Below are 14344 nucleotides of genomic sequence, written 5' to 3'. Positions count from 1 at the left end.
ATTAGCAGCAGCTTTTGTTTCTCTCATTTTTTAACCCTTGATTCGCATTAATAATAAATTATGTAAATTAACAGTGCAAAATTACATTGATATGCTCATAAGGGAAACAATAAAAGAAAAGATAGACTTACTTTCAGAAGCTGAATTAAAAAAACTGGATAAGTTCTTGAGCTCACTGAAAAAGTTAAACAAAAAAAATCCAAAATCAGATCCTTGAACTTGAAAGGAAAATTAGATGATAAACACGTAAGAAACCAAGCATATGAATAAACTACTGAGAATTGAGATTCTTGAACACTGGGTTGAAAGTAATATAAATAAAGCTTAAAACTTCAAATTATTACCCATGCTGGTACAAGCTTTTAGCTCGTTCCATAGCGAATTCCACTAAACAAAACACTGCCCCTCACCTCTATAACTTAGTATTTTGCCAATAATTTTCCCATCCTTGATCAATGCGACTTCCTTAAATCGCTCGAACAATTCTCCGGCTTTGCTGTGGCGCATAAATACAGGCTGGCCTAATTTGAGCTGTAGGTTTCCCGAATATTTAAAAGGCGTTTGTACCTCTCCGGCTCCTTCCTGTGGAATAAGTGCCGCTTCTTTTGGTAAATAGATTTGCGCTTCCTTGTCCTTGCCAATGGCTCCCGAGGCGGTATATCCTCCACCATGTGCCGTAAAAATATCCTTGCCCGGTTTGCGCACTATTTCCATGGCATAAGCTGCTGCGGGATGGTGCTTGAAATTGCTATAATTGTCAAACAAGGTAGAATTGAAAAGTCCTGAACCAACCGTAATTTCCGTAACAGCATCTTCGGCTCTGGTCCATTCCATGCTGCCCGTTCCGCCTCCATTTACAAAATCCAGTTGGCAACCGAAATCTTTAAGGGCTTTCACACAATTGCCGCGCCTTTCGGCAATTTCTTTTGCAGAGCGGTTTTTTAAAAAGCGTACGATTAAATTTTGCGCCAATTTCCCTTTGAAATTATCGCCCATGCCAGCTATGGCAGCTTCATAACCCATCAGCCCCTTGATGGCTACATTGGGGTTTTTGTCCAACATGCTCAAAAGGTTTTCCACGCCCGATTGATCATTAACAGATGAGCGCCAAACCCCAAAGCGCAGTCCGGGATAAACCGAGCTCATGTCCACATCTATACAAAGCGGAATCTGAACGCCCTCTTCTTTGCCAATTTTATTGAAATATTCAATGTGCTCCGGCAAATCTATCATCAGGTAAATCTTCTTGCCTTTTTTCAATTCACCGCAAACTGCGCGAACATATTCCTCTTGCAAACCGGGATAGCCGACCAGTAAATCGTCCATGCCTTTTTGGCTCAGCCATACGGCCTCGGCATTGGAAAAGCACATAATGCCCTGGTATATGGGATCAAAATCCAGTGCTTTTTTAATGACCTCGAATATGCGTACAGATTTAGAAGCAATGCGAATTTGCTTATTGCCTGCTCTCTTTTTCAAATCTGAAAGATTGGCTTCCAGAAGATCTAAATCAACGAAAGCAAGGGGCAGGGTTTCGCTTTCAAGTATTTTTTGGTAATAATTGTAATCTCTGTTTAAGGAGCTCATGAAATCAGTTTCTTCTCGTAGCTGCGCAGTGCCAATTCTTCGGGAGTGAATTTCACCGGCTTTATTGTGTGTTTGGTTTTTCTAAGTTCAGGTTTTTTAATCATTTCTTTGGCAAGATCCTGGTATTTGCTTTGAAAAGCGGCCAAAGTATATTCTCCAAAAACGGTGTGCCCACCTTCATAGCATTGTTCCTGGTATTCTTCCTGTGTAGTAATATAGCCACAGTAGGAATTGGCGTAGGAATTTAAGATGATTTCCTCAACACCTCTTTGTTTCAGTACATCAAGAATGGTCTTTTCCAGTCGCTGTGCGGCAATGGTAGTAATTTCCCCGGGAATGGAGACCAAGGCAATATTTCCCAGAATAATAATTTGCAAGGGCAGTACCTGTGGAGTCCAGGGTTTTTCTTCCAATGCGCCTTTTCTGTGATGTTCTTTAAAGATTCTTATGCTCGGGTCTGCTATATCGGGAATTACCAGTCTTTTGATATTCCAGGTTCCCAGCATTTTTCTTTCCCCGGATTCTATCATTACTTTTTTAACACCCTGTACTTTGTATTTAAGCCGGATTCTTTCTCGCTCTTTTTCATCTACAAATGCTTGTCGCAGCATTTCATAAACTTTTATGACATCTACAATCCTGTTTGCGGCAAAAGCTAAAGGAACAGGCATTCCGGGACCTTCTGCTGTTCCTTTTAAAAATGCCACGCCATGGCAGGAGGGGCCTGTACGAACATCTGTTTTACCTCCTGTAAATTCGGGGTAGGGATAGACTTCAGCAAAATTGACATAGATCATTGCGCTGTCAATTTCACCCTTGATCAATTTTTCACTTTTTTCAGAACGAATGATTTCCAGCGCTTTGTCAGATTGGAGTTTTCCGCTGTATTGAGCGCTTTTATAATCATCTTCAAAAGAGCCGCGCGTCCAGCCTTTTTTTCTGTCCCAGATATAATTGGGACTTATGTCACCACAATAATTCTGTGCAAAAATGGCATTGTAATCGGGATTGTCTTTGGCAAATGCGTCTTCAGTGTATTGTGCAGCATAGCCTTTATTGTCGCTGCATATTTTTTTGTTATCATTTGAAATACTGGTGCAATGCAGTCCAAACCAGTTGATACTGCCAATGGCTTGGCCTTGCTCGTCTTTAAATTGCAATAAGGTCATTTCCCTGTTTACCGCTTTGTGTGTTTCATGCTTTCCAAGTGGTGTCTTTACTTCAGGATTGCGATTGTAGGCATTGATGGAGCGGTTGAAGGCAATATTTACATCTTCGGCAAAGCTTCCTTTTTTGAGTTTAATTCTAGCGGGTTTCATCTTTTCAGAGGCCTCAACTATGGCTTTTGCTATTCCCTCAACATAGCAATCGTAAACTTCAGGTACGAAACCGGGAATACTCATATTATAAAGTCCATAATGGGAAAATCCGCCCGGAGCACTGTGCGTGTGCTGTGCGGTGAGCAGCACATTTTCATTGGTAAAATTTAATCGCTCGTGCTTGGTATTAAGGATTTTCATCACTCCTCTTTTAATTGAGGTTGTAATAAAAGCAAATTCAGCACATACAAAGGCGAATTTTTTCTTGCTTGTGCTATCTTCTACTACATAAGCCCTTGCAAACAGGGGAGTAGCAGTATCTTCTACAATATTGAACCACATGCCATAGCCCATCATACCCACATCTTTGATATTGGGCGTGATGTTGACTTTAGCTGTGCCTACCTGATACATTTTTTAAAATTGATAAGATACCTGTAATGTATAATTTCTTGGTGCCTCGATATATCCGGGGCGAATGGAATATTGATTGGCAGTTACGTTTTTTGCAATTAATGCCACTTTAGCATCATCGGTAAAATTATAGCCTATGCGGACATCTACTCTGTAAGTAGGGCCTTCATTTTCCCTGCGGAATTTATTAATGTCCTGGGCCAATTGTATCAGCGGGTCTATGTTTTCCATAAAGCTGTTGACATAACCTGTAAAGCCAAGCGTTACTTTTTTGTAAGTGGATTCTATATCTGCTTTGGCAGTATGTCTGAATCTAAAGTTTAGGTCGGCTGAATTGTCTGAAAATACAGAGCCTTCTATCTGATCTCTTTTATCGAGGTTAATAGGTACCATGTAGGTGTAACCTACCAGGAAGTTTGTGGGAATACCAAATATTTTTCCCTGCCCCAATGCGGATAACTCAATACCAGAGATACGAGCATTAGTTACATTATCCGACCAGAAAGCAAAAGCTACTCCGGGATATTCGTCTCTTGGCCAATATTCATTCACTACATCTTGTGGTGCCTGCCTGAATTCCATCATGTTTTTGTACTGTGTTACAAATCCGGCAAAGTCTAAATAGCCAAACCAGTTTGAGATTTTAAAACCTTGTTTTAAGCCCATTTCAAATGACCAACTGCTTTCCGGTAAAAGGTTTTCGTTGGGCACAACATATTGCCCGGCCCGTTGAACTCTTACAAAGCGTTCGGCTATACTTGGGTAGCGGTAACCCATTCCATAGGAGCTTCTTAAATAGGTAGCTTCAGCAATTTGATAGTTCATTCCAAAGCGGCTAATTGGTTTAAACACAAGTTCAAGTGTATCGAGTTTAAAGAGTTCGGTTCTTACCCCGCCTGTAATGGTGAGCTTGTCGAACAGTTTTGTATCTATTTGTAGAAATGCAGCCCCGTTTTTCGATTTCCGTGCACCGAATATTTCACTTTCAATAGTGGAATACGAAGCATTGACTCCGGTAACGAAATCTACTTTGAGTTTGCCAAAAGCATTTAATGTACTGTGGAATGTGTATTCTCCAAAGAGCAGGTGGGCATTGGTTTTTTCTGTTGTGCCGTTTTGTGTATCCTGATAATAATGTCTGCCTTTTAGGCTGTGTTTATTGTCTTTTTTATCGAAATAAGTAATAAATGGATCTATATAGATTGGGATGATATTTTGCCTGGCGGCATTTTGTTCTGGTTGGGTATAGAGCAATGAATCTTTATGGGCAATTTTCACGCGATTTCCTGATGGACCTTTGATCGTATCATAACCGGCCCAAAGGAAAAAGAAATCGCCCCAGCTTCTGGAGATACCCGCATTTAAACCAACAGTTAATCTTTCGATTTTCTTTGGTCTGAATCTTGTTTTGAGGTTGAGACGCATGCGGTTTTTCTCATCTTTGTACAGGTAGCTTTGGTCTTTGTTCATCCCGCCACTCACTGTCAGGTCAAATCTCTTTTTTATTTTTCTTCTGTGCACAAAAGAAAAACCGCCAAAAAAGCGGCTTTTATCTGACCAGTAATATTGTTTATTATCGCCTTTGAATGGATTTTCATAAATTCCACCAAAAGTAGTGATCTCCGTTTCCGGTTCATTGCCCGGGTTTTTGGTAATCACATTTACAATTCCATTGAGGGCAGAAGAACCATAAAGTGCTGAAGATGCTCCTTTGATCACTTCTACTTGTTTGATGTTTTCTATGGGTAGTGAATTGAATTCTACAGAACCATCATGTGGGGTCAGGTAGGGCATCCCGTCAAGCAACATAAGTACGCGACTTCCCGCTCCTGAAGAATAGCCTGCTCCACCCCGGATATTGATGTTTTCGCCCACCATATTTACTCCGGGGACTTTGTCCAATGCTTCATCTAAGGTTACCGAGTTGGTATTTTCTATAAATTGCGGGGTCAATACTTCCATTGAAACAGACTCTTCGCCAAATTTTTTCTCGTATTTACTGCCTGTTACAGTTACAAGTCCCAGATCTTCTGCTTTTACGCTCAATTGAATGTTGATCGATTTGCTTTCACCGGCATCTAAGCTTACTTTTCTTTTTACTGATTCATAACCCAGAAATTTCCAGGTTAAGGTGTAATCTCCGGGTTCCAACTCGAGCTCATAGTTTCCATCCATATCGGTTGTGGTGCCAGTTCCTGTATTGCTAATGATATTTACCCCAAACAACATTTCACTGCTTTCGCGGTCTTTTACAGTGCCTTTTACAACTGCATTTTGGGCAAACAATATATTGCAGGAAAGGATTAAGATTAACAGGATACTCAATATTTTCATAAAAAGCTGTTTTAGATTGCTTATTAAGTATTGTGCTAAGGCAATCTTATTTTAAGGTCAAAATTACCTTATTTTACTGAATCACAAGTTCAAAAAAACTTATTTTTAATAACAAAGGGTGTTGATTACATGCTCAACACCCTTTTTAATCTGATTTTTATTTTCTTGTTTTATTGTAATGTCAATGTGTATTGCAATGCAAAACTTCTCGGTGCATTTATTGAGAGCGGTCTTAGTGCATATTCTCTGTTAAAAGCGTTGTTTACAATAAATGAAACTCTGCTAGCTTCCTTAATAGTATAAGCAACACGGAAATCAAATACATATTCAGGGCCGCGATTAGCTTCTCTGTATCCTCGTGCATCTAAGCCAACAAAATCCTTAAGAATAGGGCGGTAAAAGAATTCATCCACATTTTTCATATAGCTGTAAAACCTGAAACTTCCACCAATTGAAAAAGCATGAATATTGAATTCAATATCAGCTTTTATCAAATGCTCATAGCGATATTTCAAAAGATTGTAATCGCCTCCTCCCGGATTGGTGAAATCATCACTGAATTCATCTAAAGCTTTAAGACTGGTATTGTTGTAGCTAAGATCCTTTCCCTGTCCTTCTCTTTCCTGACCAAATACATAATTTGGTGTGAGGGAGATTGGTCTGGAATAAGTATAACCTGCAAGTATGTTCATACCAAAGTTTTCAGTAAACTCTCCTCCACCAAGTATAGAGAAATCGATACCGCTTACTCGGGCATCACCGGTATTTACGGATTTAAACCCTAATCCCGATGCTTCAATCAAATTGGATTTACTGGGGTCAAAACTTGTCCATTGAGCGGCAATAAACTCTACATAATTATTATACTGAGACAGGAAACCGGCTAAATCAACATACCCCATGAATTTCCCGATTTTTACGCCTTGTTTTACAGCCAGCTCAAAGTTCCAGCTTTTTTCTGCTTCCAGTTCAGGATTTGGAATAATTGGAATACCACCTACAGTTGTGTTGATGTATCGTTCAGCCATAGTTGGGAAACGGAATCCCTGTCCAAAAGAAGTTCTGAAAATAGTAGCTTTTCCAAGTTTGTAATTCATGCCGGCTCGAAATACGGGTTGATTGTCTTCTGTATCTCCAATTTTGAAGTATTCCCAACGAGCTCCTCCCAATAAATTCAATCGACCAAATAATTTCTTCTCAAGCTGTACATAAGCACCTACATTCAGTGAGGTTCTATTGGTGCTTGGATCATCAGTAATACCCCTAAACAGCTCAGATTCACTATAGACATAAGTAGAAACAAGACCAGTAGATATTCTAAAGTCAGGAATGTTTTTAAATCGTTTCATGTAGCGGTACTCACCATATAAAACCGTATTCTTATTCGCCTGATTATTGTCATTATTATTGTCCAGATAATATACACGGGTGTTTAATGTGTGTTTGTTGCCTTTGCTATCGTAATAGTGAATATAGGGGTCAAAGTTGAATTGAGTTTGCACTGTAGTGGTAAAAGCACCGGGAAATGCGCGGTATAAACCTTCTTCATTGTTTAACCACAGCAGTGTGCTGGTAGATTTTGAATATTGTAAGCTACCGTTCATGCCATAGGACAATCCTTTTATTTTCTGATTTTTATAGGTTGTATTGAAATTTACCCTAAATCTTTTTTCATAATTACTAGGGTTCACCTCATTTTTGTCAATACTATCTGTATTCACGACTTCAGTCCCACGGGGCATAAAACCTACCGTATCTCCACTTTCAGTAAAATACATATCTTTTTGTGTAGTAAAGGCAAGGCTGTCTTCATAAAGTTCTGTTGGAGTAGGGCCAATAAAACCATTCTCTCTATAAAGATTACCACTCACAACAAAACTAAAAGCTTTATTTACTTTTCTACTGTGTAAAAAACTAAGGCCTGTATAAAAAGGGGTATTCCCTTCCCACCATTTGGCTTCTTTTTTCTGAGGAGAATCATACATTCCACTGATGAAATTGATACGTGTTTTGGGCTCGTTTTCAGGATAAGCCGTCCGGATGTTGATGGCGCCATTTAATGCCGCAGAACCGTAAAGTACAGAAGAAGCACCTTTAGTCACCTCAATTTGTTCTATGTTTTCAATGGGGATATAACTCCAACTCGGTCTTCCTGCATCTCCTGAAAGCAAAGGCATATCATCCACCAGGATCATTACACGACTACCGGCACCAAAGCTATAGCCACTTCCGCCTCTCAACTGGGCTTCGCCATCTACAATGGTGAGTCCGGGCGCTTGCTCCAGGGCAGAAGTAACATCAGTTGAACCTTTGTTCTCCAATACATTGGGCTTAATTACTTCCAGTGAGGTGATGATGTCTTCAATAGGTTTTTCAAACTTGTCTGTTTTTACGGTAATGGTTTGTACTTCAACATCTTTCTTTCCTATATTGACATTTTCGACAGTGGTTTCACCTGCTTCTACACTTACTGTTCTTTTAATTTTTCCGTATTCCAAAGAAGAATAAACAACCTCATGTGTACCGGCAGGAACGGACAGGGAATATTCTCCGCTGAAATCCGTAGTGGCACCCAAAGTGTTGTCAGATTCTAAATAAACATTTAAAAATGGAATGGGCTCATCTGATGCTGCATCAGTTACAGTTCCCTTAATTGTACCATTTTGTGCGTAGGCACTTAAGATGGAAATGTATAAAACAATTCCAATAAAACTCATCAAGCTTTTCATCTGTCTTGTTTGTGGTGATTAATTTTGATTCAAGAACCTGTTTTCAGGATTCGGCAAAGTTAATTTTTTTTAAAAAACTAACAAGGATATAAAATCGCCTTTAACTTTTGCTCGATAAAATACCTCATAGCTTAGATGATTAAAGGTATTCTGTAGAGCGAAAATGTAGGTGCGCAAGGCCGTGCGCACCTACATTTTCGCTTTAAAATCTGAATTTGCCCCAAGAAACAAAGGTTGCTTTTTGGAAAATCCTCACAATACAAATTCTATGCAATCTAATAGGCGGCATTTTGTAGTTATTTAGTGTCTGTCCGTCTGTTTTTCCATTCTTGACTCTTTAACTTTAGGCACTTTAGCTCACTCCAAACTTAAGGCACTCCAAATTTCAGGCACTTCCAATCCATTTGGTAATACTTTCTTAAAGTGAAATTCACAAGCACTTAATAGCACTTCCGTTGCTTTGCACCATCATTTTAATTCAAAACCAAAATTACACAACATGAAATCATTGTCAATTCAATTTATTTTGGTCTTTTTTGCCATTGCAGCTTTTTTCTCTGCTTGTAAAAAAGACGAAGGTCCGGACTTAACCGAATGCGAAGAAGTTCAAGAGCGTTTGGATCCCGTACTTGCTGAAGGCGAAGCGGATTTTGCCGATTACTTTACTTCTGCTGGAAACAAAGTGGAAGACCCCGGTTTTACCCCTACTTCCATTACACCTAGCCTCTCGGGAGGCAATTTTTCTTCGGGCACGGGCTCTATTGTTAGTACAAACTATTACGGAGCTATTGATCCCAACGGAAGCAAATGGTACGAAGGCTGGTCATTTTTCGAGCAAATTCTTGCCGGAGGTACTACAGATAAAAATCGTTCTGCAATGGTAGATGGAAAACCAGAAATGACTATTTCTAGCAATATTACCAGCAATGATACTTTCACAAATGACAACGTATATATACTGGATGGTAGAATTTACGTAACCAATAATGCTACTTTAACTATTGAGGCAGGTACAGTTGTAAAAGCGAAAAAAGGTCAGGGTTCTAGTGCTACTGCTTTGATTGTATCAAGGAATGGAAAAATCATGGCTGAGGGAACAGCTACTGAGCCTATTATTTTCACTTCAGTAGACGATAATTTAAAAGGATCAGCTACTGCTGATACAAGAGGACTTTGGGGCGGTGTGCTTTTGCTAGGAAAAGCAAGATTGAACTCCGGTGCAGGTGAAACAGCCATTGAAGGTATCCCCACCAATGAAACAGATGCTATTTATGGTGGAAATGACGATGGACACAGCTCTGGAACCATGCGCTATGTCTCTATTCGCCACACGGGTACTGATATTGGTGCAGGAAACGAAATCCAAGGTTTGACCATGGGTGGAGTTGGAAGCGGAACCACCATAGAATATATTGAAAGCTTAGGTAGTAATGATGATGGCTACGAATGGTTTGGTGGTACTGTAAATGCCAAATATTTGATCTCTCTCTACAATGGCGATGATGCCTTGGATTATGACGAAGGTTTTAGAGGTGAAACTCAATTTGTAATCAATTACCAAGATCCATCTGCTGAAAATGCAGATAGAGGTGGTGAACATGATGGTGGTACCGATCCTGAAACAGGAGAACCATATTCTACGCCTAAATTCTACAACGTAACTTCTGTAGGAAACTCTGGATCAAGAACCATTACCTTTAGGGACAATGCAGGGGGTGAATACCACAATTCCATTTTTGTAAACTATGGCAGGGGAATTGATATTGAGTTGAAAGACAGCGATCAAGATTCTTACAAGCAATTTGTAGACGGAAGCTTGAAATTGGAAAACAATGTATTCCACAATATCGGAGCTGGAGATCAACCCGCTGATTTGTTTACCATATCAGTAGATAATGAGTGTTATCAATAAGTAAGTATTAAGTTCAACATGTTTTGGAGGAGCAGTCTGTAAAAGGACTGCTTTTCTTTTTTTTTGTTAATAAAATGTGCACACATCACCCCTTAACACAAGCTTAATATTGGCTTTAAAATACCTTAAGAACTAGAGCGGACTTTTGCAGTAAAATTAATCACTCATGAAAATTCTTCTGTTCGCTTTCGCCATTTTGTACACGCAGTTCGTATTTGCCCAAGGTACTATACGGGGGCGGGTTACCGATGCCGAAACAGGCGAGGAAATGATTGGCACCAATGTGCTGATAAAAGGAACTTCAACGGGTACCACTACCGATTTAGATGGGAATTTTACTATCTCAAATGTAGAGACTGGCACTTATGATTTGGAAGCTTCCTTCATTTCCTATGAGAAAAAAACCATAACAGGAGTAGAGGTAAAAGATGGGGAAGTAACGGTCATTGATTTCAATTTAGGCGAAGCCTCCCTTGAAGTTTCAGAAGTAGTAGTAGAGGCCAAAAAAGTACGCAATACAGAATCTGCCGTAATTACCTTGCAAAGAAAATCCTCTTCTATTTTAGATGGAATATCATCTGCTCAAATTGCCAAAAACGGAGACAGCGATGCAGCAGCAGCCGTAAGTAGAGTTACGGGCGTAAGTGTTGAACAAGGAAAATATGTTTACATACGCGGCTTGGGAGATCGCTATTCAAAAACCCTGCTCAATGGTGCCGAACTGCCCGGCTTGGATCCCAATAGAAATTCGGTACAAATGGATTTGTTTCCATCCAATACGCTGGATAATTTATTGGTGTACAAAACCTTTTCACCCGATTTGCCCGCAAGTTTTACAGGCGGACTCTTGAATGTGGTTACCAAGGATTTTCCCGAAAAATTCAATTTACAATTCAGCACTTCGCTTGGCTACAATACCAATTCCTCTTTTAATAAAAACTTTATGACTTACGAAGGCGGCAGTTTAGATGCCTTGGGAATTGATGATGGCAGCAGGGATGTACCCGAAGCCGCGCTAAACGATTTGCAAGCATATGGTATAGGTATGAGTGAAGAGGAAGCCAACCGATTGAGGGCAGCTACAGAATCCTTTGACAATAATATGGATTTCAGCCGTCAGCGTTCTTTTATGGACCACAGCCATTCCTTAGCCCTGGGAAATCAATCCAGATTGTTCAACCGCCCAATTGGATACAATATTTCCCTTTCCTATAAAAGAAGCTTTGATTACTACGACAATGGCGAATCCGGCAGATATGTATTGATAGATGATTACGACAGAACCCGCAGGTTGAATGCCGATTTAAGTCTTTCGGATGAAGCCTCTACCGAATCCGTTCTGTGGGGCGGAATGTTCAATACCAACTATAAAATCAACTCCAACAATAAAATTGGCGCCACTGTATTATACAATCAAAGTGCCGATAAAACCGCTCGTTTTCAGCAAGGCCGTAAGCTGATTGACGACCCTAGGTTGCGCTACCAAACCCGTTCTTTGACCTTCTTGGAGCGATCCATTTTTGCCGCACAGTTAAAAGGCGAGCATTTGCTCAAAAACCTAAACAATACTACGGTAGATTGGGTATCCTCTTACACCGTTTCCTCACAGGATGAGCCCGATATGCGCTTTTTTACCAGCGGATTTAGGGTAAACAATGGCGATACGCTCCACAGTATAGAGCCTTCCGTTAGTCAATTGCCCACGCGCTATTACAGGGAAATGCAGGAAATGAATGTGGACAATAAGCTCAATATCACAGTGCCTTTCAATCAATGGGGCGGACAAAAATCCAAATTTAAGTTTGGCGGATCATATGTTTATAAAAACAGGGATTTTAGGGAAGACCAATACAGATTTGCTCGTCAAACCAATGCGTATTCAGGAGATCCCGATACCCATTTGGCAGCAGATTCATTGTTTGGCCCAGAAAACGACAAGGGTGTTTATGCACAAACTGCTTTTGAGGCAAAAAACAATTACGATGCCTATGAAAAAACAGCAGGGGCTTATGTAATGGTGGACATGCCCTTGGTTTCTACCCTGAAATTCAGCGGGGGCGTTCGCATGGAACATACCGATATTCTTCTCGAAAGCTTTGATGAGGATGTAGAAAATGGCGAATTGAACAATACCGATTTCTTGCCATCGGCCAATTTCAATTATGGATTGAGCGAGAAAATGAACCTGCGCGCATCCTACAACAGAACTTTGGCCCGACCTACTTTTAGGGAGTTGGCACCATTTGCCTCTTTCTCCTTTATTGGCGATTTCATCTTGCTGGGGAATGCAGATTTGCAGCGTACCTTGATCGACAATGTGGATTTGCGCTGGGAGATGTATCCCAATCCCGGAGAAATATTTTCGGCCTCCGTATTTTACAAGGATTTCAAAAACCCCATTGAGCGCGCCTTTAATCCATTGGCACCCAATTCAGATGAGTTGAACTACAGAAATGTAGATCGTGCGCAGTTGATTGGTGTTGAACTTGAATTTCGCAAAAACCTAAACTTCATTTCCGAGGCACTTCAAGATTTGTCGCTAGGTGGAAACTTCACCTATGTCTATTCCCGTGTTGATATTGCAGAGGACGAGTTGGCCAATATTAGAAACCTAAATCCCGAAGCTGAATCCACTCGCCCCATGTTTGGCCAATCGCCTTATATCATCAATGCATTTATCAATTACGACAATGACAAAACAGGCACCAATGTGAATATGGCATTCAATATTTTCGGTCCGCGCCTGGCAGTTGTTATCCCTAGCGCAACGCCCAATGTGTACGAAAAACCAAGGCCATCGCTTAATTTCAGCATCAGTCAAAATATCGGAAAGCATTTTGCGCTCAGCTTAAATGCCAATAATTTGATCGATCCGGACTATGCACTGGTTTACACTTTCAAAGACACTGAATACGCCTACCAATCCTACAATATTGGCCGTACATTCAGTCTGGGCTTTACTTATTTTATCAAGTAATCATAGCCCTGAAAAGAGCGAATTCCCTCTAAGGAAGAGAGCTGTCATCTTTTTTTTCAAAGATGACAGCTCTTAATTTAAAATCCAATGGGTCATGACCCATTGGAAAAACAGAGTAAAAGTCTGAACTCATGGCCACCGCTCGCGTTCCCGACTTGAAGTGCCTGCCTGTGCCGGTAGGCAGGCGGGACAGGCTCCACGAGTGGGGTATTGGTCAGCCTCTGGATGGTCAGTATATTGGAATATTTTGCGGATTTTACCACAACTATAAAAGGGCGTAATAAGCTTATTTGGTATGGTGCCGAAAAAAGTTGATAAAGCAAATAGATGGCTTTTTTGCGTTTTTGCTTTATATCGGTTGTAATTTAATTTTTCTCTTTCTCCCTAAGGGCAGCTTTCACTTTTTCCCTGCGGGTGTTTAGGTAATCACTGGATTTGCCTTCAAATGAATTGAGGTGATCTCTGATAGCCTTTACTACTTCCAGGTTTTCGCTTCTTACTTTTCCCTGAAATAATTTTGCCAGGAAAGGTGTCATGGGTTCCACAAAGCTATTGTACACCATAAGTGTTTTGCCTTTAAATGGGTGGAATGATATATAGCCATAGGTATCGTTAAAGTGTTCGGCCTCAACAAAATACCAGATCAGGCGGTAGTGGTTTTCATTGGGGTGTTCCAAAATATTCCCAGTGGTGTAATTGCTTTCATTCACCGGCCAGGGTACTTCTGCTTTTATGGAGGCGTAGATTTCCCAGGGCTTTTTGTACTCTTTTACGCCCGATTCCATAACGCGGGGAATATAGTTCTGCTGCGCCTTAAAATCAGAGAAAATGGCCAGACCATCTAGTGGCGAAATTTCCACAAAAGTATAAGAAGTGGTTTTCGGCCAGGGCATGCCCTCTATTTTTTCTTCACGAACTACCACTTCACCATTATGCAATTGTTCTTTTTCAGCAGACGTGAAGTTATACTGCTGATCTTGAGGAGTGGAAAAGAGAAGAAGGATAGAAAGAATAAGAATGCCCATGCCTGTAAAGTTGCTGATTTTTTAGAGGGTTTTCAAAGTGCGTTGGA

General features: G+C 40.4%; 8 protein-coding genes. 3 read left to right on the top strand and 5 right to left on the bottom strand.

Annotated elements, in window-relative coordinates:
- Positions 1-91: 91 nt before the first annotated feature.
- Positions 92-217 (top strand): hypothetical protein, encoded by a 126-nt coding sequence (locus WD048_01330; protein ID MEX0810825.1) that lies wholly within the window; start codon positions 92-94, stop codon positions 215-217.
- 170 nt (positions 218-387) lie between these two features.
- Here WD048_01330 and WD048_01325 read toward each other — a convergent pair whose 3' ends face one another.
- The 4 genes from WD048_01325 to WD048_01310 all read right to left on the bottom strand — a co-directional run bounded on the left by WD048_01325 (position 388) and on the right by WD048_01310 (position 8383).
- Positions 388-1587: an amino acid deaminase/aldolase gene (locus tag WD048_01325; GenBank protein ID MEX0810824.1), complete on the bottom strand. Its 1200-nt coding sequence runs from the start codon at positions 1585-1587 to the stop codon at positions 388-390.
- Positions 1584-3320 (bottom strand): neutral/alkaline non-lysosomal ceramidase N-terminal domain-containing protein, encoded by a 1737-nt coding sequence (locus WD048_01320; protein MEX0810823.1) that lies wholly within the window; start codon positions 3318-3320, stop codon positions 1584-1586. The genes WD048_01325 and WD048_01320 overlap by 4 nt, the downstream gene beginning before the upstream one ends.
- 3 nt (positions 3321-3323) lie before the next feature.
- The gene (locus WD048_01315; GenBank protein MEX0810822.1) at positions 3324-5654 is read right to left on the bottom strand and encodes a TonB-dependent receptor; all 2331 of its coding nucleotides are present in this window, start codon (positions 5652-5654) and stop codon (positions 3324-3326) included.
- A gap of 170 nt (positions 5655-5824) precedes the next feature.
- Positions 5825-8383: a TonB-dependent receptor gene (locus tag WD048_01310; protein ID MEX0810821.1), complete on the bottom strand. Its 2559-nt coding sequence runs from the start codon at positions 8381-8383 to the stop codon at positions 5825-5827.
- 499 nt (positions 8384-8882) lie between these two features.
- Here WD048_01310 and WD048_01305 point away from each other — a divergent pair, with 499 nt between their 5' ends.
- Together WD048_01305 and WD048_01300 are read left to right on the top strand one after the other, a co-directional pair.
- Complete coding sequence (locus WD048_01305) at positions 8883-10295, top strand: hypothetical protein (protein ID MEX0810820.1); 1413 nt, start codon at positions 8883-8885, stop codon at positions 10293-10295.
- A 166-nt stretch (positions 10296-10461) separates the two neighbouring features.
- On the top strand, positions 10462-13272 hold the full coding sequence (locus WD048_01300; GenBank protein MEX0810819.1) for a TonB-dependent receptor: 2811 nt from the start codon (positions 10462-10464) through the stop codon (positions 13270-13272).
- Between the two features lie 365 nt (positions 13273-13637).
- On the opposite strand, the gene WD048_01295 is transcribed toward WD048_01300, so the two are convergent.
- The gene (locus WD048_01295) at positions 13638-14297 is read right to left on the bottom strand and encodes a hypothetical protein (GenBank protein MEX0810818.1); all 660 of its coding nucleotides are present in this window, start codon (positions 14295-14297) and stop codon (positions 13638-13640) included.
- Between the last annotated feature and the right edge of the window lie 47 nt (positions 14298-14344).

Source organism: Chitinophagales bacterium, assembly GCA_040877935.1.
In the GTDB taxonomy this organism is placed as follows: Bacteria; Bacteroidota; Bacteroidia; order Chitinophagales; family CAIOSU01; genus JBBDNB01.
Note: the sequence above shows the minus strand (reverse complement) of the source record. Positions and strands in the feature narration are given on the sequence as shown.